Origin of the sequence: Cellulomonas sp. H30R-01 (genome assembly GCF_010119915.1) — a bacterium.
Classification (GTDB): Bacteria; Actinomycetota; Actinomycetes; order Actinomycetales; family Cellulomonadaceae; genus Cellulomonas; species Cellulomonas algicola.
Genome location: NZ_CP048210.1, coordinates 1080411 through 1101704 on the forward strand (window position 1 = coordinate 1080411; position 21294 = coordinate 1101704).

Here is a 21294-nt window from a genome sequence, read left to right on the forward strand (position 1 = left end):
CACGAGGCTCAGGACAGCAGGCGCAGCCGCACCGTCTCCGGTCGCGACGAGAGCGCGTCGACGACGGCCTGGTCGACGGCCGAGCCGGCGTCGGTGACCACGTAGCCGAGGTCGCCGCGGGTCGCGAGCAGCTGGCCCTCGATGTTGACGCCGTGCTCGGCCAGCGTGGCGTTCACCGCCGCGAGCACCCCGGGCACGTTGCGGTGCAGGTACGCGAGGCGGTGCACGCCCGGCTGCTGGTCGAGCGCGAGGTTCGGCACGTTGACGCTGAGCGTCGTCGAGCCGGTCGACAGGTAGTCGCGCACCTTGTTCGACACGAACTGGCCGATCGCCTCCTGCGCCTCCTCCGTCGAGCCGCCGGTGTGCGGCGTGAGGATGACGTTCGGCAGGCCGCGCAGCTCGGAGTCGAACGGGTCGCCCTTGCGCTTGGGCTCGACGGGGAACACGTCGACGGCCGCGCCGCTCACGTGGCCCGACACGACCGCGTCGCGCAGCGCGGAGTAGTCGACGACGAACCCGCGCGACAGGTTGAGGAACACCGCGCCCGGGCGCATGCGCGCGAACTGCTTGGCACCGAAGAGGCCCGCGTTGCCGCTGCGACCGTCGACGTGCAGCGTGACGATGTCGGCCGCCTCGAGCAGCTCGTCGAGCGTGTCCATGCGGCGCGCGTTGCCGAGCGCGAGCTTCTCGGCCGTGTCGTAGAAGACGACGGACATGCCGAGGTTCTCGGCGAGCACCGACAGCTGGGTGCCGATGTTGCCGTAGCCGATGATGCCGAGCGTGCGGCCGCGGACCTCGTGCGCGCCGGTCGCGGACTTGTTCCACACGCCGTCGTGCATGGCCTTGTCGAACTCGGTGAGACGGCGGGTCAGCGCGATGATCTCGGAGATCGCGATCTCGACGACCGAGCGCGTGTTCGAGAACGGCGCGTTGAACGTCGCGACACCGCGTGCGGCCGCGGCGGCGAGGTCGATCTGGTTGGTGCCGATGCAGTACGCGCCGATCGCGACCAGGTCCGGCGCCTGCTCGAGCACCGCGGACGTCACGTGCGTCTTGGAACGGATGCCGAGGAGCTGGACCCCCTCCAGGGCCTCGACGAGCTCGTGCTCGTCGAGCGCACCCGTGCGGGTGGTCACGTCGTAGCCGGCGGACTCGAGGATCGAGCGCGCCTGCGGGTGGAGGTTCTCGAGCAGCAGGGCCTTGGGCACGTCCCTATGGTGCGCCCCGTCCGGCCCGCGACCCAAGACGGTCCGGTCCTCGGACACGACGCGCCCGCGGTGGCGACGCGTCAGTCGGTCGCCCAGCCGGCGGGCAGCGGTGCGCTGTGGAGCACGCGCAGCGCGCGCGTCGGGCGCGTCATGGCGACGTAGAGGTCGCCCGCGGACGCGGCGAGCACGTCGGCGGGCTCCACGAGGACGACGACGTCGAACTCGAGGCCCTTCGCCTCGCGCGGCGTGAGCAGCACCAGCGGCGCGTCGAGGTCGGCGCTCGTCGCACCGGCGCCCAGCACCGCGGGCGTGCCGGCGTCGCGCAGCGCCTCGTGCACGCGCCCCAGGTGCTCGGGGGTCGCGACGACGGCGACGCGCCCCGCTCCGGAGGCGTCGCTGACCTCGGTGACGGCCTTCTCGGCGTACCGCGCCGCCGCCGCACCGACCGCGTCCGCCCCGACGGCCTCCACGACGAGGGCGTCGGGCACGTCACGTGCGGAGGTCAGCGGGCTGACGGGCAGCCCGGCGGCGACGGCGACGCGACGGGCCGTGTCCGCGACGACCGCGGGCGTCCGGTAGTTCACGGTCAGCTCCGCGAGCCGCCACGACGAGCGCAGCACCGGGTCGAGCATGCGCGCCCAGTCGCGTGCACCGGCGGCGGCGGTCGTCTGGGCCACGTCGCCGACGATCGTGAGCGACCGCGTGGGCACACGTCGCAGCAGCGCGCGCCACGCCATGGCCGACAGCTCCTGCGCCTCGTCGACGACGACGTGCCCGTAGGTCCAGCTGCGGTCGGCGGCGGCGCGCTCCGCGGTCGTCAGCGCGGGACCGGACGACGCGAACCGGTCGGCGAGCATCTCGGCGGAGACGAGCGCACCGCTGCCCGTCGACTCGAGCACCTGACGCGCGTACTCGAGCTCCGACTGGCGGCGCTCGGCCGCCGCGCGGGCCTGCGCGCGCACCGCCTGGTCGTCCTCGCCCAGCAGCTCGGCGGCCTCGTCGAGCAGCGGCACGTCGGCGGGCGTCCACGGGGCGTCGGGGTCGCGCGCGAGCAGCCGGCGCTGGGCGGGGGAGAGCTGCGGCGCCGCGGACTCGAGCCGCCACGGCTTGGCCCACAGGTCGGCGAGCAGCTTCTCCGGGGTCAGCGGCATCCACGCGAGGTTGAGCGCGATGCGGATCTCGCGGGTCGTACGGAGCTCCTCGACGATCTCGCCGCGCTCGTCGGAGGGGATCTCGCCGCCGAGCTGCTGCACGTACTGCTCGGCGAGCCGCGCGAGCATGTCGCGGACGAATCCGACGCGCGCGAGGTTGTGCGGCCGGTGGTTGCGCCGGGCCCGGGCGATCGCCGACGCGACGTCCTGCGGCCGCACGACGATCGTCCGGCCGTCGACGCGCACCGTCGTCGCCTCGGCGGGTACCCGTTGCCGGTCGCGGACGGCACGCCCGACGACCGACGCCATGACGGCACGTCCCTTGAGCTCGGCGACCGCCTCGGGCTCGGTGCCCGTCGCGACGATGCCCGGGACGAGCTCGGCGACGGTCGTCGTGACCACCCCCGTCTCGCCCAGGGACGGGAGCACCTGGTCGATGTAGCGCAGGAACGTGCGGCTCGGCCCGACGAGCAGGACGCCGGAACGCTCGAGCACGCGGCGGTGCGCGTACAGCAGGTACGCCGCGCGGTGCAGCGCGACCGCGGTCTTGCCGGTGCCCGGCCCGCCCTGCACGACGAGGGCGCCGGTGAGCTCGTCGCGGATGATCCGGTCCTGCTCGGCCTGGATCGTCGCGACGATGTCGCCCATCCGCCCGGTCCGCCCCGCGGCCAGGCCCGCGAGCAGCGCACCCTCGCCCGACAGTCCCGAGAGGCGCGCGTCGTCGCCGTCGGCGAGCAGGTCGAGGTCGAGCACCTCGTCCTCGACACCCGTGACCGTCCGCCCGCGCGTGACGACGTGCCGTCGCCGCACGACGCCGTCGGGGTGCGCGGCGGTGGCGCGGTAGAACGGCTGCGCCGCGGGTGCGCGCCAGTCGGTGAGCAGCGGCGACTGCTCCTCGTCGGTCAGGCCGATGCGTCCCACGTACCGGCGCACGCCGTCCTCGAGGTCGAGCCGCCCGAACACCAGGCGCTCCTCGACGGCCTCGAGCTGCGCGACGCGGTCCTCGTACAGCGTCGCGAACGCGTCGCGCTCGCTGCGGTTCTGGGGCGACCCCGAGGGACCGGACCGGCGGACCCGTGCGAGCCGGTCGCGCGTCTGGGCGCGCAGGTCGTCGAGCCGCGCGTAGAGCCCGTCGACCGTCTGCTGCTCGGCGGCGAGCTCTGCCTCGATTCCTGCCACGTGCGCGATCCTCCGTCCGCGGAACGGTGCTCCGCTCGAACCTGCCGCCCGTTCACCCGGTCGGGTCGACGGGCGCCGAAAGCGGCCGTCCATTGTCCACCACGACGGGGACGCCTCGCACCGTCCGGTCGGCGGCCCGCCCGGCGGTGGGGGACGCACGAAGGCCGCGCGGGGCCTACGCTTCCCCCAGCCCGACGAGAGGAGACCCGTGACCCACGCGACGACCGCGGGCGACGACGCCCGCGGCACCGCCACGCCCGGTCCCGTCGGCTCCCGGGACGGTGTCGTCCGGATCCTCCTGGTCGAGGACGACGACGGCGACGCCCTTCTCGTGCGGGAGCACCTGAGCGACGCCGGCCTGCCGGTCGACCTCGTGTGGGTGCGCTCCCTCGACGAGGCGCTCGAACGGCTGGACGTCGACTGCGTGCTCCTGGACCTCGGCCTGCCCGACGCGATGGGGATCGGCGCGCTCGAGCGCCTGCTCGGCGCCGGTGCCCCCGCGGTCGTGGTGCTGACGGGACTCTCGGGCGCCGACGCCGGCGTGCAGGCCGTCGCCGCGGGTGCGCAGGACTACCTCGTCAAGGGCGAGGTCGACGGCGAGCTGCTGTCGCGCTCGGTGCGGTACGCCGTCCAGCGACGTCGGCTCGAGGAGACGGACCGCGCGCTGTACCGCAGCCTGGTCCGGGCGGAGGAGACGACGCGCCTGGAGCGCGCGCTGCTGCCGACGCCGGCCGTGCGCGACGACAAGCTCGAGGTCCGGGTCGGCTACCGCGCGGGTCGCGACGGCCTCCTCGGCGGGGACTTCTACGACGTCGTCGAGCTGCCCGACGGCCACGTGCTCGCGCTCGTCGGCGACGTGTGCGGGCACGGCCCGGACGAGGCCGCGCTCGGCGCGACGCTGCGCACCGCGTGGCGCACGCTCGTGCTGGCCGGGACGCCCGCGGCGGAGATCCTCGGCCTGCTCGAGCGCGTGCTCGCGTTCGAGCGCGCGCGACCCGAGGTGTTCACGACGGCGACGATGCTGGTCGTCGCGCCCGACCGCGCGAGCGCCGACCTCTACCAGGCGGGTCACCCCGTGCCGTTCCTGCTCGGCCCGCCCTCGGCGCTCCTGCCGACGCAGCGCCGCGGCCGCGCGCTCGGCATCCCGGTGCAGGGCGGCTGGGAGCCCGAGCGGCTCGAGCTCGACGGCGACTGGCGCATCCTCATGTACACCGACGGGCTGCTCGAGGCGACGGTGCACGGCGGGCCGGAGCGCGTCGGCAAGGCCGGGCTGCTCGCGGTCGTCGACCGCGTCCTCGCGACCGAGCGTCGCGGCACCGCCGACGCGTGTGCCGACGACGACCCGGTCGACCCCGTCGACCTCGTCGAGCGCGTCCTGCACGAGGTCCGCGGCCTGCACGGCGGCGACCTCGTCGACGACGCCGCGGTCGTCCTGCTCGGGTGGGGTGCATGAGCGCTCCGACCACCCCCCGCGTCGGCGGGCGCGTCACGCTGCGCCGTCGCCTGCTCAGGCTGCTCGTGACGGCGGCCGCGGTCCTCGCGCTCGTCGTGGTCGGCGCCGCGGTCGTCCTCGGCCGCGTCGTCGAGCGGCAGGACGCCGTGACGCAGACGTACTTCGAGGCGATCACGCAGGCCGACGGGGCCTACATCCAGCTCGTCGACGCCGAGACGTCGGTCCGCGGGTACGCGCTCACGGGCGACGAGGTCACCCTCGAGCCCTACCACCGCGCGCTCGCGGACGACCTGTCGTTCCGGGTCCTCGCCGAGCGCGAGCGCGAGCACGGCGCCGACCCGGAGCTCGCGGCCGCGGCGCAGGCCGCCGCCGACGCCGGCGCGCGCTGGAATGAGGAGTTCGCGCAGCCGACGATGGCGCAGGTCGCCTCGGACGGCACCGCCGCCGTCACCACCGAGGAGATCGAGGCCGGCCGCCAGCTCTTCGACGAGGCGCGCGCGGAGGCCGAGACCTACATCTCGCTCCTGCGCGACCGCCGCACCGCGGCCGTCGACGAGCTCTCGCACTGGATGCTCGTCGCCGCGCTCTCGGTGATCCTGCTGGTGGTCGCGGCGATCGGTGTCGGCGTCGCGCTCTGGGTGGCCCTGCGCCGCTGGGTGCTGGAGCCCCTCGACGAGCTCGCGACGGACGCCCGGGCGGTCGCGTCGGGCGAGCTCACGCACCCGGTCGACACGACGGGACCGGGCGAGATCGCCGACCTCGCCGACGACGTCGAGCGGATGCGCGTCGCGCTCGTGACCGAGGTGCGCGCCGTCGAGCAGTCGCGGTCCGAGATCGCCGAGGCGCACGACCAGCTCACCGCCCAGGCGGAGGAGCTGCGCCGCTCGAACCGCGACCTCGAGCAGTTCGCGTACGTCGCGTCGCACGACCTGCAGGAGCCGCTGCGCAAGGTCGCGAGCTTCACGCAGCTGCTGCAGAAGCGCTACGGCGGCCAGCTCGACGAGCGTGCCGACCAGTACATCGACTTCGCCGTCGACGGCGCGAAGCGCATGCAGCGGCTCATCAACGACCTGCTCGGCTTCTCCCGCGTCGGGCGGCACGGCGGCGAGGTGACCGACGTCGACCTCGACGCGGCCTTCGCGGAGGCCGTCGACAACCTCGAGGAACGGATCGCGGAGACGGGCGCGGTCGTCACGCACGACCCGCTGCCGACCGTGCGCGGCGAGGAGGCCCTGCTCGTCCAGCTCTTCCAGAACGTCGTCGGCAACGCCGTGAAGTTCCGGGCTCCCGACCGCGTGCCGCACGTGCACGTCAGCGCGCGTCAGGTCGGCGACGAGTGGGAGCTCGAGTGCCGGGACAACGGCATCGGGATCGACGCGCAGTACGCCGAGCGGGTGTTCGTGATCTTCCAGCGGCTGCACGCCAAGGACGTCTACGAGGGCACGGGCATCGGGCTCGCGCTGTGCAAGAAGATCGTCGAGTTCCACGGCGGCCGCATCTGGATCGAGCCGTCGCAGGACGTCGGGACCCGTATCCTCTGGACGTTGCCTGCACCGGCTTTCGACACCCTCACCGCCTGAACGGAGCTCCTGTGCCCTCCAGCACCAAGGTCATCGACGTCCTTCTCGTCGAGGACGACCCGGGCGACGTCCTCATGACGCGTGAGGCCTTCGAGCACAACAAGGTGCGCAACCGGCTCTGGGTCGTGGCTGACGGCGTGAGCGCCATGGAGTTCCTCCGCAAGGAGGGTGAGCACACCGACGCGCCGACGCCGGACCTGATCCTCCTCGACCTCAACCTGCCGCGCATGGACGGGCGTGAGGTGCTGCAGGCCCTCAAGGTCGACGAGTCGCTGCGGTCGATCCCGGTCGTCGTGCTCACCACCTCGGAGGCCGAGGAGGACGTGGTGCGCAGCTACTCGCTGCACGCGAACGCGTACGTCACCAAGCCCGTCGACTTCGACCGGTTCATCGACGTCGTCCGCCAGATCGACGAGTTCTTCGTCGAGGTGGTGCGTCTCCCCGGTCGCTGACGCCGCGGGGAAGACTTCCGACCGTCCCGACGTTGTGGCGGGCAGGCCCACCCGCAGCGGGTGGGCGGTCGGAGGAAGGCGAACGCCCACGATGTTGGACCCCAGCGAGATCTACGACGTCGACCCGCAGACGGCTGCGGCGCTCGCGGAGCGCGCCCGGGAGGGTTCCGGCCCGGTCCTGGTGCACGCGGTGCGCGGGTTCGTCGACGCCGGCAGCGCGGGGCAGCTCGTCGCGGAGCACCTCACGGAGGAGCTCGGCGCGACGCGCCTCGTGACCTTCGACGTCGACCAGCTGCTCGACTACCGCTCGCGCCGCCCGGTGATGACGTTCGACTCCACGACGTGGAGCGACTACGCGGAGCCCGAGCTCGTCGTCGACGTCCTCGAGGACGCGGCCGGCGTCCCCTTCCTGCTGCTGCACGGCTCCGAGCCCGACGTGCAGTGGGAGCGGTACGTGGCGGCCGTCCGGCAGATCGTCGAGCGCTTCGACGTGCCCCTGACGATCGGCGTGCACGGCGTGCCCATGGGCATCCCGCACACGCGCCCGATCTCCGTGACGGCGCACGCCACGCGACCCGACCTGGTCGCCGACCACGCCTCGTGGTTCGGCCGCGTCCAGGTCCCGGCGAGCGCGAGCGCGCTCCTGGAGCTGCGCCTCGGCCAGTCCGGGCACGACGCCATGGGCTTCGCGGTGCACGTCCCGCACTACCTCGCGCAGTCGTCGTACCCGCAGGCGAGCGTCGCGGCGCTCGAGGGGATCGAGCGGGCGACGGGTCTGGACCTGCGCGTCGCCGCACTGACCGAGGCGGCGAAGGACGCCGAGCGGGAGATCGAGCGTCAGGTCGCGGGCTCCGAGGAGGTCTCGACCGTCGTGCGTGCGCTCGAGGAGCAGTACGACGCGTTCGCCCGCAGCATCGGCCGCACGAGCCTGCTCGCCGGGACGACGGACCTCCCGACGGCGGAGGAGCTCGGCGCGGAGTTCGAGCGCTTCCTCGCGGAGCAGGGCGGCGACGACCCCCGCTGAGCGTCGTCGCGACCGTTCTGCGACCGAACGTTTACCGGATCGTTGTCGAGTCGCGTCGTGCACGTGCCCGAAATCGTGGCGTGGCGTAGGTCACCGTGCGAGGATGCAGTCGTTGCAGTGACGTACTCGTTTGACCGGCGCCGGCCCGCTCACCTGGGCTTCGGTACCTTCCAGCCGCAGGGCTGGTCCACCCGGTGCAGGACGTGAGGCATTGCGGCACGGCGCGGGCAGAGGGTCTGGGCCGTCACACCGGTTGGACAGAGGGAAACGGTCATGGCACAGGGTGCTGTCAAGTGGTTCAACGCCGAGAAGGGCTACGGCTTCATCGCGCAGGACGGCGGCGGCGCTGACGTCTTCGTCCACTACTCCGCGATCGACACGCAGGGCTACCGCTCGCTCGACGAGGGCCAGCGCGTCGAGTTCGAGATCACGCAGGGCGACAAGGGGCCGCAGGCGGAGCACGTCCGCCCGCTCTGACCCCGCCCGCGCGCCGTCCGGGCGCGCAGCACGGTTCCCACAGGGCCGCACCTCACGAGGTGCGGCCCTGTGCGTCGTCCGGGGCACCGTCCGGCACCAGCCCCCGCACCGGCACCGGAGCCGTGCGCGTGCCGGGCTCGGTGCCGGGCGCGCCGGCGTGGCCCGGGTGCGGGTCGTCGTCCGGGTCCTGCAGGACTCCCGCGCCACCGATGAACGCGGCCACGTCGTCGCCGTGCAGCAGGCGGGCCGGCGCGGGCAGGCTCCGCACCGTGCGGGCCAGCGCGGGCGAGCCGAGCAGCTGAGGGTCGTCGGTGGCCGCGAGCACGACGTTGCCGTAGCCACGCCCCCGCAGCAGCCCGGGCTCGGCGACGACCGCGACGTCGTCGAACACGTCTGCGAGGGTCGCGGCCTCGGACCGTGCACCGGCGAGCGGGGGCCGGTCGGCGCAGTTGACGAGGTAGACGCCACCGGGCCGCAGCACGCGCGCGACGTCCGCGACGACCGCCCGCGTGCGCACGTGCGGCGGCGTCGTGTCCCCGGAGAAGACGTCCCGCACGACGACGTCCGCGGACCCGTCGGCCAGCCGGGCGAGCTGCTCGCGCGCGTCGCCCGCACGGATCCGCAGCGCGGGGGCGCGCGGCAGGTCGAACCATCCGCGGACCAGCTCGGGCAGCGCGGTGTCGAGCTCGACAGCGACTTGCTGGGAGCCGGGGCGCTCCGCGTCGACCGCGCGTGCGAGCGCGCAGCCGCCCGCGCCGAGGTGCACGACGGACAGCGGCGAGCCGGGCGGGCCGACACGCTCGATGACGGCGGCCATCTGCTGCATGTACTCGAACACCAGCCGTGTCGGGTCCGCGGTGTCGAGGTAGGAGCTCGGCACGCCGTTGACCAGCACGGTCACGCCGTCGGGGTCGTCCGGGTCACGGACCAGCTCGACCGTGCCGGTGGGGATCGTCACGGGCCCGGTCGGCCACGGCGTGCGGGTCGTCGACCGCCCCGGCCGTGTGGGTCCCCGGTGCGATCCTGAGGTGCGGCGGGCGTTCCGGTCGGGCATGCCCCCACGCTACGGCGTTGACGGGATCGAACACCTGTTCGATACTGGAGGAGGTGGAGGGAGACGCGATGGGCGCCACGACGGTCGGCAGGGACGGGCAGGGCGCTGTCGTGCAGCGTCTCGACGCCGCACGGACGGCGCCGCGCGCCGCGGAGCTCCTCGGCCGCGCCGACGCCGAGCTGCTCGCCGCCCAGTTCTCGTCGGAGGCGTGGGAGCAGTTCTCGCACGCGCACCTCGCGGCGCTGCGGGCGGGCGCGGCCGTGATCGCGTCGCGCGGCCGTCCGGCGGGTCGCCGCGCGCTGCGGACCGTCTGGGAGATCCTCGACGTCGTGGCACCCGAGCTCGCGACCTGGAGCGGCTACTTCGCGGACGCGGCTCCGCTGCGGTCGGCGGTCGACGCCGGCCGTTTCGACGCCGTCACCCCGGCACGCGCCGAGCAGGCGGTGTGCGCAGCCGAGGACTTCGTCGACGCGGCGCGCGCCCTGGTCGAGGCGTCCTCGACCGCGCTGCCGGGCGCACCACGCATGCTCGCGGTGACTGCCTCGTGAGCCGAGGTCCCCGGGCCGCCGCGGCCCGGCGCGACTGGGGCCGCGAGGAGGACGGCTGCTCGATCCTCCACGTCGACATGGACGCCTTCTTCGCCTCCGTCGAGCTCGCCCGGCGGCCGCAGCTGCGAGGGCTGCCGGTCATCGTCGGGGGCGCGCAGCGGGGCGTCGTGCTCGCGGCGACGTACGAGGCGCGGGCGTTCGGCGTGCACTCGGCGATGCCGATGGCGGCGGCCCTGCGCATGTGCCCGCAGGCGGTCGTCGTGCCGCCCGACCACACCGCGTACCGCGACGTCTCACAGGGCGTCATGCGGATCCTGCACGACGTGACCGCGCTCGTGGAGCAGGTGAGCGTCGACGAGGCGTTCCTCGACGTCGCGGGCGCCCGGCGCCGGCTCGGCCCTCCGACCACGATCGCGGCCGAGATCCGCCGGCGCGTCCACGCCGAGTTCGGCATCACGTGCTCGGTCGGCATCGCCGCGAACAAGTTCGTCGCCAAGCTCGCGTCCGGCCACGCCAAGCCCGACGGCGTCCTGCTCGTGCCGCGCGCGGCGACGCTCGACTTCCTGCGGGTCCTGCCCGTCGGTGCGCTGTGGGGCGTGGGGGAGCGGACGGAGGCCGCGCTCGCGCGCTGGGGGATCCGGACGGTCGCGGAGCTCGCGGACAGCGACGTCGCGACCGTGCAGCGCGCCGTCGGCAAGGTCGCGGGCGCGCACCTGTTCGACCTCTCGTGGGGGCGGGACCCGCGACCCGTGCAGCCGCACCGCGAGGAGAAGTCGATCGGCGCGGAGGAGACGTTCGTCGAGGACGTCGCCGACCTCGCGGTCGTCCAGGCCAAGGTGCTCGAGCTCGCCGACCGGTGCGCGACGCGCCTGCGCCACAAGGAGGTCGTCGCCCGGACCGTGACCGTCAAGGTCCGCACGTCCGACTTCCGCACGCTGACGCGCTCGCGGACGCTGACGACGCCGAGCGACGTCGGCCGCGAGCTCTACCTCGTCGCGCGCGAGCTCGTCGCCGGCGCGGACCTCGGAGGGCTGCCCGTGCGGCTCGTCGGCGTGCGCGCCGAGGGTCTCGAGCCCGCCGCGGCGACCGTCCGGCAGCCGACGCTCGAGGAGGCGGTCGCGGAGCCGACGCCCGACCGACGGGACGCCGAACGGGTGATGGACGAGGTGCGGGCGCGGTTCGGGGCCGCTGCCATCAGGACAGGTGTCCATTCATCCGACCCTGAGGCGCGCTCGACTACCACCTTCGTTCCCGCGGATCTATCCTGAACCCGTCACGGATCCACAGCCCAACGGGGGTCGGAATGCCTCTCTCCGAGTACGAGCAGCGCGTACTTGAGCAGATGGAGCGCCAGCTCACCTCTGACGACCCGCGCTTGGCCAACACGCTCACCCAGCGTGGCCGCCGGCCCGTCAGTCGGTATCTCATCGCCGGCGGCGGCGCAGCCGTCGGCCTGCTCCTGCTCGTGCTCGGTGCCGCGGGAAGTCTTCCGTGGCTCGGCGTCGTCGGTTTCGTCGTGATGTTCGCGGGCGTCGCGTTCGCGTTCGCCGACCCGCACCGCGGCGCGCGACGACACGGGCCGCAGGGGGTCGTCCAGGCGGACGGCGCCGTCCGCCGTGCACCGCAGGCGCGCAAGAGCGGCTTCATGTCGCGTCTCGAGGAGCGCTGGGACCGCCGTCGGGGTCAGCAGGGTCGCTGATCCGTCGGTCGGTCTGATCCGGCGCACCGAGCCGCGAGGGCGCGTCATCGGGCATCGGCGTCGACGCGTCTGTCTGGGCCTCGTCCCGGGTGCACGACGACCCGTCATCGTGGGTGCGCGACGGGCCGTGGCACCGCGCGGCCTGAGGTATGCCGCTCTCGCCTGGCACCGCCGTCACCCTGAGTGCGCGACGTGCCGTCGCGCTGCGCAGCCTGAGGTGCGTCGCCCGCATCCGGCACCGCGGTCATCCAGAGTGCGCCATGTGCCCGCTGCGACGCCTGAGGTGCGTCGCCCGCGTCCGGCACCGCGGTCATCCGGGGTGCGCGGCGCGCCGTCGCACGGCAGCGCCTGAGGTGCGGCGCTCGCGTCCGGCACGCGTACGCCGGAGCGGCCCCTCGCGTCGAGGCGCCGTCAGGACGAGGAGCGGCCCGCACCCGTGAGCACCGACCCCACCCCGTCGACGATCTCGTCCGTCCAGCGCACGAGCTGGTCGGGGTCGACGTCACCCGGGACCGGCGCGTACCGCTGACGCTCGACCGTCCGCGCGAGCGCGCGCAGGGCGGCCGCGGTGACCTCGTCGAGGTCGGCGCCCGACGTGGCGCGCACCTGGTCGTGCACCGCCGCGACCGCGTCGCGCGGGGTCGTCGAGTCCGACCACGACACGCCCTTCGCGGCGAGCCGCCGGCGGGTCCGCAACCAGGCGCGCTCGGGTGTCTCGTCGGCGCGGGTGCGCGTGCTGCGTCGGACGAGCGACAGGCCGACGACGACGAGGACGAGCACGATCCCCCCGATGACGCCCACACGGGTCCAGCTCGCGCCGGCCTCCTCCTGGGCGGTCGGGCCGGACGGTGCGGGTGCGGTCGTGGCGGCACCGGTCGGCGCGGCGGCCGCGGACGGGATCGCCTCGTCGGGCTGGCTCGCGGGTGCGTCGACGGCGCTGAACGGGTCGCTCCAGACGGGCGGGAGCCCGGCCTGGACCGCGGGGGTCGGCTCGAACCGCACCCAGCCCTGGTCCTCGAAGTACAGCTCGGGCCACGCGTGCGACTTGCGGCCGGTGACGACGTACTGACCGTCGCCGTTCGCGTCGCCGGGCAGGAAGCCGACGCCGACGCGCGCGGGGATTCCGAGCATGCGGGCCATGAGCGTCATCGACGTGGCGAACTGCACGCAGTACCCGCGCCGGGACTGCAGGAAGTCCCACACGGCGTCCTCGGTGCGCGCGGGTGCGATCCGGGTGTCGTACGTGAAGTTCGTGCCGGCCCGGAAGTAGGACTGCAGCGCCATCGCCTGCTGGTACGGGGTCTCGGCGTCGGCCGTGATCTCGCGTGCGAGGTCGGCGATCTGCTCGCGGTGGTCGGTGCCGGGCACCTCGAGGGACGCGCCGCCGTCGTCGGGTGTGCCGACGGGTGCGTCCTCGAGGTCGTCCGGCATGAGGTCGGGGACCTCGACGACCATCGAGTAGCGCATGCCGTCGAAGGTGCTGCGGCGCCCGACGACCTCGTCGCGGAGCTCGTCGTAGCTCCAGCCGCCCTCGACGGTGACCGTGCGGGGAAAGGTGCTCACGGGCAGGCGTCGTTCGCGGAGCGCGCCGACCTCGACGTCGACGGTGGCCAGCGTGCCGCGCGTGGCGTCCGGGGCGCCGCCGCGCAGCGCGGGGTCCGAGGCGAGGAGCTGGCCGGGCTCCCACGTGGACAGGTCGAGGGTGTCGTCGCGCTGCCACTCCCGGCCGTCGAAGGTCGTGAGCGTGAAGGCGCGCAGCGGGCCCACGATGCGCGCGGTGACGACGACGGCGTCGTCGCTCGGGGCGGGGACGGGGACCTCGAGCGCACCGGTCGCGTCGTCGTCCGGCTCGGCGTCTGGCTCGGCGGCGTCCTCGGGCGCCACGACGGTGTACCGCAGCACGACCTGGCCGGAGCGGGTGCCGAGGCTCTCGCGCAGGTCGAGGTTGTCGGACAGCTGCAGGGGGCCGACGGGGCCGTTGCCGAACGTGGGCAGCGCGAGCGAGGCCCACCCCGGCAGCGCGGCGACGACGGGACCGGCGACCAGGGCGAGCACGACGACGGCGACGGCTCCGGCGAGCGCACCCCCGGTGCGGCGGGCGCGGTCGCTGTGCGCGGTCGTCGGCGTCGCGCTGAGCGCGAGCAGCAGCAGGTAGGCGAGGCCGGTCCAGGCGACCGCCCAGCTGTTCGCGGGGAAGCCGAGCACCACGGTCGGGGTCCACAGCGCGAGGAGCGGGATCCCGGCGAGCGCGGGGATGCCGATCCCGACGGCCACGAGGTCGGTGACGAGCAGCACGAGGACGGCGCCGGCGACGACGAGGAGCTCGGCGGGTCGGACCCCCGCCATCGGGACCAGCGACGCGTTGATGACGGCGGCGCCCTCACGGGCGGTCGCGAGCGTGCGGTCGAGCGAGCCGAGGTCCGGCAGGACCTGGATGCGGCCCGGGGGAGCGCCGTACCGGACGAGCAGCCCGGCGGCGAGGACGACGAACCCGACGAGGGTCGGCGCCCACCAGGACCGGGTGACGGCGCGCGTGCCGGCCACGACGCCGGCGACGAGGAGGACGGCGACCCAGGTCACCGTGAGCCAGCGGCCCGGCTCGATGAGGTTGGACAGCGCGGTGACGGCGGCGCACGTCGCGATCGCGCACAGCGCGGTGGCGATCAGGCTGCGGGGGCCGCGAGGCACGCGCCCGGGTGCGGCGTTCACCGGGCGCTCCCGAGCAGCCGCAGCCAGCAGGCGACGATGTCCTCGCCGGGGGAGACCGTGCACGCGCGCCATCCCGCCCGGCGCAGGGCGTGCACGGTGTGCTGCGCCTCGCGCTCGTGCGCGGGGGACGCGCCGTCGGTCCGGACGACGGCCCAGCCCTGGGCGCCGTCGGCGACGTGCGCGAGGGCGGCGCGGGCGCTCGCGCCGAGCGGACCGAGGACCGCGAGCACGATCTCGCCGCCCGCGTCGGTCGTCTCGAGCAGGTGCGCCGCGTCGAGGAGGTGGCTCTCGGCCTCGTCGGACGTGCGCGGCGCCTCGAGGTCGACGGTCGAGTCGAGCAGCGCGGTGCGGGCCGTCGGGCCGGTGCGGGCCTGGTGGAACGCCGACGGGGTGGCCGCGCGCCCGCCGACGAGCCGGACGGGGTGGCCGCCGTCGAGCATCGCGAGCGCCATCGACGCGGCGAGGGAGATGGTCCACTCGAGCGCGGTCAGCTTCGCGGGCAGGTCGAGCAGCACCGACACGGGGCGCATCCCGGCGCGCTCGTCCGACCGGACCATGAGGGCCCCGCGCCGCGCGCTGCTGCGCCAGTGCACGCGACGCAGGTCGTCGCCCTCGCGGTAGTCGCGCAGGGACGCGTCGTCCGTCGACGGCGTGCGGGCCCCGAGCGCGACGCGGTCCGGCTCGCCGACCAGCACGTCGGACGCGGTGGGCAGCGCGACGATGGCGGGCCACACGACGACCTCGGCGTGGTCGCCGAGCGTGGCGCTGGACCGGGCCACGCCGAACGGGTCGCCGCGCGTGACGACGAGCGGGCCGAGCTGCCAGCGCCCGCGCCGGGCCGCGTCCACCTGGTAGGAGACGGTGACCTGCTGCGGCGAGCGCTGGACGCGTGCGCGCAGCGGCCGGCCGCCGGAGAGCTCGGTGGCCGCCTGCTCGGAGAACCTCAGCCCGGCGAGGCGCACGCGCGCGGCGGGGTCGGACGCCTTGATCCGCACGTCGACCCGTGCGTGCTCGCCGGCGTGGACGGGGTTGGGCTGGACGTCGCGCGCGACGGCGAGCCGGTGGCGCCCGCGGCCCGGGTCGAGCATCCCGACGAGGACGCACGCGCCCACGACGAGCAGCACGACGAGCGTGCCGATGCGCACGAGGTCGACGGCCCCGAGCCCGACGCCGAGGAGCCCGAGGGCGACCCCGCCGAGCCCGAGCGCCCAGCCTCGACGCGTGGGCCGCAGGCCCATCAGCCGATGGCGCGTCGGGCGCGCGAGGCGGTCGCGGTCAGCGACGCGGACACGGGGAGCGGCGTGCGCTCCACGATGTCGGCGACGATGTCGCTCGTGCTGCGCCCGGAGAGCCGGGACTCGGTGCTGGGCAGGAGGCGGTGCGCTAGCACGGGCTCGGCGAGACTCTGGACGTCGTCGGGGAGGACGTGGTCGCGTCCGTCCATCGCGGCGACCGACTTGGCGGCGCGCAGCAGCTGGATCGCGGCGCGGGGGGACGCACCGAGCCGCAGCCCGTGGTCCTGACGCGTCGCGGTGACGAGGTCGACGACGTACCGCTTGACGGCGGGCGCGGCGAAGAGCCGGCGCGTCGTGGCGATGAGCCGGGCGACGGCCTCGGCGTCGGTGACCGGGCGCAGCTGGTCGAGCGGGTCGGACGTCTCCTGGAGGTCGAGCATGTCGAGCTCGGACTCGACGCTCGGGTAGCCGACGGTGAGCCGTGCCATGAAGCGGTCGCGCTGCGCCTCGGGCAGCGGGTAGGTCCCCTCCATCTCGACGGGGTTCTGCGTCGCGACGACGAGGAACGGCCGGGGGAGCGGGTAGGTGCGGCCGTCGACCGTGGCCTGCGCCTCCTGCATGCACTCGAGGAGCGCCGACTGCGTCTTGGGCGACGCGCGGTTGATCTCGTCGCCGATGACCACGTGCGCGAACACGGGTCCGGGCCGGAACTCGAACTCGTGCGTCTGCGTGCGGAAGATGTTGACGCCGGTGAGGTCGCTCGGGAGCAGGTCGGGCGTGAACTGGATGCGGCCGACGGGGCAGTCGATCGTGCGCGCGACCGCCTTGGCGAGCGTCGTCTTGCCGACGCCGGGGACGTCCTCGAGGAGGATGTGCCCCTCCGCGAGCAGGACGGCGATCGTGGTGCGGACGAGGTCCGGACGCCCGGTCACGACGGACTCGATGCCGGCGCGCATCCGGCCGGTGGTGTCGACGACGTCGTCGAGCTCGCTCGACGACGGCACGGCCTGCAGCATGACGCCTCCCTTGGCGGAACTGTGACGAGCCTAAAGGAATCAGGCCCGCGCCGACCGTGAGTCCTCGCCCCACTTCCCTCCACCGGCGGGCGAAACCTCACCACGTCCCGTCGGCGGCCTGCGCCGAATCGCGAAGTTCCGCCCGAAGAGCGCGGTTGTCGTGGTGCGTGCGACACGCCCCGGACGGGTGAACCCCCAATTCCGCTCCACTTCTCACCACCGCCTCTGACCTGCGCCTTCACCGTTCCCGACGGGTGAATTCACGCACCTTTCCAGTAGCGGGTGGAGGGAAGTGGAGTACCGTGGAGGCACGTGGTGAGGCGGGGAGAACCCGCGACAGGGACCGGGAGGGAGGCGTGGTGACGCATGACTCGTCGACCGGCCTCTTCGGGTCCTTCGCGCCCTTCCTCGGGACGTACACACCGCGCCTGGACGACAAGGGCCGGCTCATCCTCCCGGCCAAGTTCCGCGGCCAGCTCGCCCCGGGGCTCGTCATGACGCGCGGGCAGGAGCGCTGCCTCTTCCTGCTGCCGATGGACGAGTTCCGCCGCATGCACGACCAGCTGCGGCAGGCGCCCGTGACCAGCAAGCAGGCGCGCGACTACCTGCGCGTGTTCCTGTCGGGCGCGAGCGACGAGCTGCCCGACAAGCAGGGCCGCATCTCGATCCCGCCGGTGCTGCGCAAGTACGCCGGGCTGGACCGGGACGTCGCCGTCATCGGCGCGGGCACCCGCGTCGAGATCTGGGACCTGCAGGCGTGGGAGACGTACCTCGCCGAGCAGGAGGCCGGCTACGCCGACACGGCGGAGGAGGTCTTCCCGAACGGGCCGTTCTGAGCACCACGGCCCGCGCCCCGCCCGTCCGTCCGTCCGTCCCACGAACCCTCGCTCCGCCCGTCGAGACCTCCCCCCGTCCGCTCTGGCGCACTTCCCCGGTGCCAGAGGGTCGGTGGGGGATCTGGCCGGACGGCGGAGGGACCGTCCGACCACCACCCCCACACCCCTGACCGGGCACACCCGTACCCGCAGCCGGCGCACCCGAAGGAGGCAGCGATGGACGAGCGACGCGACGACGCCGCCACCCGGCACACGCCGGTCCTGCTCCAGCGCTGCCTCGACCTGCTCGCTCCCGCGCTCGCCGCGGAGGGTGCCGTGATGGTCGACTCGACGCTCGGCATGGGCGGGCACACCGAGGGCGTGCTGCGCGCGTTCCCGCACGTCCGTGTCGTCGGCATCGACCGCGACCCGCAGGCGCTCGACCTCGCGGGCCGTCGGCTCGCGCCGTTCGGCGAGCGGTTCACGGCGGTGCACGCGGTCTACGACGAGATCCGGGACGTGCTCGACGACCTCGGCCTCGCGCACGTGCAGGGCGTCCTCATGGACCTCGGCGTCTCGTCGCTGCAGCTCGACGAGCGCGAGCGGGGCTTCTCCTACGCGCACGACGCACCGCTCGACATGCGGATGGACGCCACGCGCGGCCTCACCGCGGCGGACGTCGTCAACACGTACGAGGAGCGCGAGATCGCGCGCGTCCTGCGCGAGTACGGCGAGGAGCGGTTCGCGCCGCGCATCGCCCGCTCGATCGTCCGGGCCCGCGAGAAGGCGCCCCTGGCCCGGACCGGCGAGCTCGTCGACCTCGTCCGCGCGGCCATCCCGGCGGCGACCCGCAAGACGGGCGGTCACCCGGCCAAGCGCACGTTCCAGGCGCTGCGCATCGAGGTCAACGGCGAGCTCGAGGTCCTCGAGCGGGCGCTCCCGGCGTCGGTCGAGGCCCTCGCCGTCGGCGGCCGGATCGTCGTCGAGGCGTACCACTCGCTCGAGGACCGGCTGGTGAAGCGCACGTTCGCCGCGGGTGCCACGTCGAGCGCACCGCCCGACCTCCCGGTCGAGCCGGAGACCCACGCGCCGTACCTGCGGCTCGTCACGCGCGGTGCGGAGGAGGCCGACGAGGCCGAGCTCGCCGCGAACCCCCGCTCGCAGTCCGTGCGCCTGCGCGCCGCCGAGCGGACCCGACCGACCCCCGACCACCTCCGTGGTGGCACCCCTGGCAGGAGGGCAGCATGAGCGCAGAGGCGACGGCGCGGGTCAGCGCCGCTCGGGCGTACCCCGCGGCACGGCCGCAGCCCGCACCCGCACCGCGGCTGCGGCTGGTCCGGGCACCGCAGACGGCGCGCACGCGCGTGCCGTTCGTGCTGGCCTGCATGGCCGTGCTGACGCTCGCGCTCGTGTCCGCGCTGCTGCTGAACACGCAGATGGCGCAGGGCGCGTACGAGAAGTACGGCCTGACGAACGAGCTCGGCCGGCTCAACCAGGACGCGAAGGACCTGCAGGCGCAGCTCGACCAGAAGGCGTCGCCGGCGCAGCTCGCCGCCGCGGCGCGTGCGCTCGGCATGGTGCCCGCCGACGGCACCGGCTGGGTCCGCGTCGCCGACGGCACCGTGCAGGGCTCGCCGGCGCCGGCTGCCGCGGGCGGATGACGACGCGCGTCGGCGGGTCGCCGCGGGTCCAGCCGCGTCGCCCGCAGACTGGGGGCATGCCACCGCACCGCACGTCCAGCGCGCCCACGCGCGGCGGGTCGGCGCGGCAGGCGACCCCGCGGCCGACGGCGCAGCCGCGCACCATCGACGTCGTCCCGCGTCCACGGACCGGGGCTCCCGCCCCGCGCCGTGGCGGCGGCACGCCCGTCCGCGGTGGCGGGGGAGGTCGGCCGCCGAGGAACGTGCGCACGGGCGCGCGGGCGCGGATGGCCTTCCTCACCGTCGTCGTGCTGCTCGTCCTGTCGGTGTTCACCGGGCGGCTCGTCTGGGTGCAGGGGATCCGGGGCGACGCGATCGCGGCCGAGGCGCGCGAGAAGCGCATGACGTCGTTCGAGGTGCTGGGCGCGCGCGGCGAGATCACCGACGCCGAGGGGCGTCCGCTCGCGATGTCGGTCGAGCGCTACGACATCTCCGTGAACCAGCGCCAGGTCGGCGAGTTCAGGAGCACCGGCACGCCCGAGGTGCCGGACGGCGCCGCCGGGGTCGCGCAGCGTCTCGCACCCATCCTCGGCAAGAGCCCCGCAGAGGTCGGCGGGATGCTCGTGGGCGACCGCCAGTTCCGCTACATCGCGAAGAACGTGGAGCCGTCGGTCGCGCGCGAGATCCGGGCGCTCAAGCTGCCGGGCGTCCAGATCGACAAGGTCGCCGAGCGCGTCTACCCGAACGGCGACCTCGCGGGCAACGTCATCGGCTTCGTGAACTCGAGCGGCGTCGGCCTGGAGGGCCTCGAGCGGTCGCTCGACGACCGGCTCGCCGGGTCGCCGGGTGAGGAGACGTACGAGCGCGGGCGCAAGGGCCAGCCGATCCCCGGCGGGTACTCGGCGGGCTCCCCGGCGCAGCAGGGCGACTCGGTCCAGCTGACGATCCTGTCGGACCTGCAGTTCAAGGCGCAGGAGGCCCTGTCGGCCGCGGTCGCGTCGACGGGCGCGGACGGCGGCACGGTCGTCGTGCTCGACACGCGCACCGGCGAGGTGCTGGCCCTGGCCGACTCGGGCTCGGTGGACCCGAACGACCCGGGCGACAGCACCGGCGGCTCGCTGGCCAGCTCGGTCTCCGACGTGTTCGAGCCGGGCTCCACGGGCAAGGTCATCACGATGGCCGCCGCGCTGGACGCCGGGCTCGTCACCCCGCTCACGCAGTTCGAGGTGCCGTACACCTACACGACGGAGAACGGCGAGACGTTCAAGGACTCGCACGAGCACGGGCTGCTGCGCCTCACGACGACGGGCGTGCTCGCGGAGTCGTCGAACACGGGCACCGTGATGATCGGGCAGAACCTGCCCCAGCAGACGCGGCACGACTACCTCACGAAGTTCGGCTTCGGGGCGCGCACGGGCATCGAGCTGCCGGGGGAGTCGCCCGGCATCCTGCGCTCGTGGGAGACCTGGGACAGCTGGGACCGTCGGTCCAAGTTCGCCGTGCTGTTCGGGCAGGCGGTGTCGGTGACCGCGCTGCAGGCCACGCAGGTGTTCGCGACGATCGCGAACGGCGGCGTGCGCGTCCAGCCGCACATCATCAAGGGCTGGACGGCGGCCGACGGCACCTACACGCCCGAGCCCGCCGCGGCGACCACGCAGGTGGTCTCGCCGCAGACCGCGGCGACCGTCCTCACGATGATGGAGAGCGTCGTCGACGACGGCACCGGCGGGAGCGCGGCGATCCCCGGCTACCGGGTCGCCGGCAAGACCGGGACCGCGCAGAACTGGGTCAAGGGCCACCAGGGCATCACGGCCTCGTTCATCGGTGTCGCGCCCGTCGACTCGCCCCGCATCGCGGTGAGCGTGATCCTGCACAACCCGCGCACGTCCATCTACGGCGGCACGGTCGCCGCCCCCGTCTTCCGCGACGTCGCCGGGTTCGCGCTCGGCGAGCTCGGGGTGCCGCCGTCGGGGAGCCAGGCGCAGCTCTTCCCGACGACGTGGTGAGCGTGCTCACGGCCGCCCCGGACGCGCCGTGGTGGGGGGCCGACCGGG

At 74.5% G+C, this 21294-nt stretch carries 18 protein-coding genes; 12 read left to right on the forward strand and 6 right to left on the reverse strand.

What is annotated here, in order from left to right:
• Nucleotides 1-8 precede the first annotated feature (8 nt).
• Together serA and GXP71_RS04765 are read right to left on the reverse strand one after the other, a co-directional pair.
• Nucleotides 9-1208, reverse strand: a complete 1200-nt coding sequence (gene serA, locus GXP71_RS04760; protein WP_162351721.1) for a phosphoglycerate dehydrogenase — start codon at nucleotides 1206-1208, stop codon at nucleotides 9-11.
• Nucleotides 1209-1288: 80 nt separating this feature from the next.
• Entirely contained in the window at nucleotides 1289-3538 is a 2250-nt protein-coding gene (locus GXP71_RS04765; RefSeq protein WP_162351722.1) for an AAA family ATPase, read from the reverse strand.
• A gap of 208 nt (nucleotides 3539-3746) precedes the next feature.
• Between GXP71_RS04765 and GXP71_RS04770 the strand changes: the two genes are divergently transcribed.
• The 5 genes from GXP71_RS04770 (at nucleotide 3747) to GXP71_RS04790 (ending at nucleotide 8524) form a co-directional block, all read left to right on the forward strand.
• Nucleotides 3747-4991, forward strand: a complete 1245-nt coding sequence (locus tag GXP71_RS04770) for a PP2C family protein-serine/threonine phosphatase (protein WP_162351723.1) — start codon at nucleotides 3747-3749, stop codon at nucleotides 4989-4991.
• Entirely contained in the window at nucleotides 4988-6571 is a 1584-nt protein-coding gene (locus tag GXP71_RS04775) for an ATP-binding protein (RefSeq protein ID WP_162351724.1), read from the forward strand. Before GXP71_RS04770 ends, GXP71_RS04775 begins: the two co-directional genes overlap by 4 nt.
• Before the next feature lie 74 nt (nucleotides 6572-6645).
• Nucleotides 6646-7023, forward strand: a complete 378-nt coding sequence (locus tag GXP71_RS04780) for a response regulator (protein ID WP_235843378.1) — start codon at nucleotides 6646-6648, stop codon at nucleotides 7021-7023.
• Between the two features lie 91 nt (nucleotides 7024-7114).
• Nucleotides 7115-8047 carry a proteasome assembly chaperone family protein gene (locus GXP71_RS04785; protein WP_162351725.1) on the forward strand — a complete coding sequence of 311 codons (933 nt, stop codon included), beginning with the start codon at nucleotides 7115-7117 and terminating at the stop codon, nucleotides 8045-8047.
• 273 nt (nucleotides 8048-8320) lie between these two features.
• Complete coding sequence (locus GXP71_RS04790; protein ID WP_013770758.1) at nucleotides 8321-8524, forward strand: cold-shock protein; 204 nt, start codon at nucleotides 8321-8323, stop codon at nucleotides 8522-8524.
• Nucleotides 8525-8576: 52 nt separating this feature from the next.
• On the opposite strand, the gene GXP71_RS04795 is transcribed toward GXP71_RS04790, so the two are convergent.
• Complete coding sequence (locus GXP71_RS04795) at nucleotides 8577-9482, reverse strand: spermidine synthase (RefSeq protein WP_238402621.1); 906 nt, start codon at nucleotides 9480-9482, stop codon at nucleotides 8577-8579.
• A 164-nt stretch (nucleotides 9483-9646) separates the two neighbouring features.
• On the opposite strand from GXP71_RS04795, the gene GXP71_RS04800 reads away from it, so the two are divergent.
• The 3 genes from GXP71_RS04800 to GXP71_RS04810 are packed head-to-tail and all read left to right on the forward strand — an operon-like array spanning nucleotide 9647 to nucleotide 11825.
• On the forward strand, nucleotides 9647-10126 hold the full coding sequence (locus tag GXP71_RS04800; protein WP_162351727.1) for an SAV_6107 family HEPN domain-containing protein: 480 nt from the start codon (nucleotides 9647-9649) through the stop codon (nucleotides 10124-10126).
• The gene (locus GXP71_RS04805) at nucleotides 10123-11394 is read left to right on the forward strand and encodes a DNA polymerase IV (protein WP_162351728.1); all 1272 of its coding nucleotides are present in this window, start codon (nucleotides 10123-10125) and stop codon (nucleotides 11392-11394) included. The genes GXP71_RS04800 and GXP71_RS04805 overlap by 4 nt, the downstream gene beginning before the upstream one ends.
• A gap of 35 nt (nucleotides 11395-11429) precedes the next feature.
• Nucleotides 11430-11825: a DUF3040 domain-containing protein gene (locus tag GXP71_RS04810; RefSeq protein ID WP_124342222.1), complete on the forward strand. Its 396-nt coding sequence runs from the start codon at nucleotides 11430-11432 to the stop codon at nucleotides 11823-11825.
• A gap of 411 nt (nucleotides 11826-12236) precedes the next feature.
• Here GXP71_RS04810 and GXP71_RS04815 read toward each other — a convergent pair whose 3' ends face one another.
• The 3 genes from GXP71_RS04815 to GXP71_RS04825 are packed head-to-tail and all read right to left on the reverse strand — an operon-like array spanning nucleotide 12237 to nucleotide 16785.
• A complete protein-coding gene (locus GXP71_RS04815) occupies nucleotides 12237-14534 on the reverse strand; it encodes a DUF3488 and transglutaminase-like domain-containing protein (protein ID WP_162351729.1) in 2298 nt (765 codons plus the stop codon).
• Complete coding sequence (locus GXP71_RS04820; protein ID WP_162351730.1) at nucleotides 14531-15772, reverse strand: DUF58 domain-containing protein; 1242 nt, start codon at nucleotides 15770-15772, stop codon at nucleotides 14531-14533. Before GXP71_RS04820 ends, GXP71_RS04815 begins: the two co-directional genes overlap by 4 nt.
• Entirely contained in the window at nucleotides 15772-16785 is a 1014-nt protein-coding gene (locus GXP71_RS04825; protein WP_162351731.1) for a MoxR family ATPase, read from the reverse strand. The genes GXP71_RS04820 and GXP71_RS04825 overlap by 1 nt, the downstream gene beginning before the upstream one ends.
• 359 nt (nucleotides 16786-17144) lie before the next feature.
• Here GXP71_RS04825 and mraZ point away from each other — a divergent pair, with 359 nt between their 5' ends.
• The 4 genes from mraZ to GXP71_RS04845 all read left to right on the forward strand — a co-directional run bounded on the left by mraZ (nucleotide 17145) and on the right by GXP71_RS04845 (nucleotide 21246).
• Complete coding sequence (mraZ, locus tag GXP71_RS04830; protein WP_124342229.1) at nucleotides 17145-17621, forward strand: division/cell wall cluster transcriptional repressor MraZ; 477 nt, start codon at nucleotides 17145-17147, stop codon at nucleotides 17619-17621.
• 216 nt (nucleotides 17622-17837) lie between these two features.
• Complete coding sequence (gene rsmH / locus GXP71_RS04835; protein WP_162351732.1) at nucleotides 17838-18848, forward strand: 16S rRNA (cytosine(1402)-N(4))-methyltransferase RsmH; 1011 nt, start codon at nucleotides 17838-17840, stop codon at nucleotides 18846-18848.
• Nucleotides 18845-19261, forward strand: a complete 417-nt coding sequence (locus GXP71_RS04840) for a hypothetical protein (RefSeq protein WP_162351733.1) — start codon at nucleotides 18845-18847, stop codon at nucleotides 19259-19261. The genes rsmH and GXP71_RS04840 overlap by 4 nt, the downstream gene beginning before the upstream one ends.
• A gap of 266 nt (nucleotides 19262-19527) precedes the next feature.
• The gene (locus tag GXP71_RS04845) at nucleotides 19528-21246 is read left to right on the forward strand and encodes a penicillin-binding protein 2 (RefSeq protein WP_238402622.1); all 1719 of its coding nucleotides are present in this window, start codon (nucleotides 19528-19530) and stop codon (nucleotides 21244-21246) included.
• The last annotated feature ends 48 nt before the right edge of the window (nucleotides 21247-21294 follow it).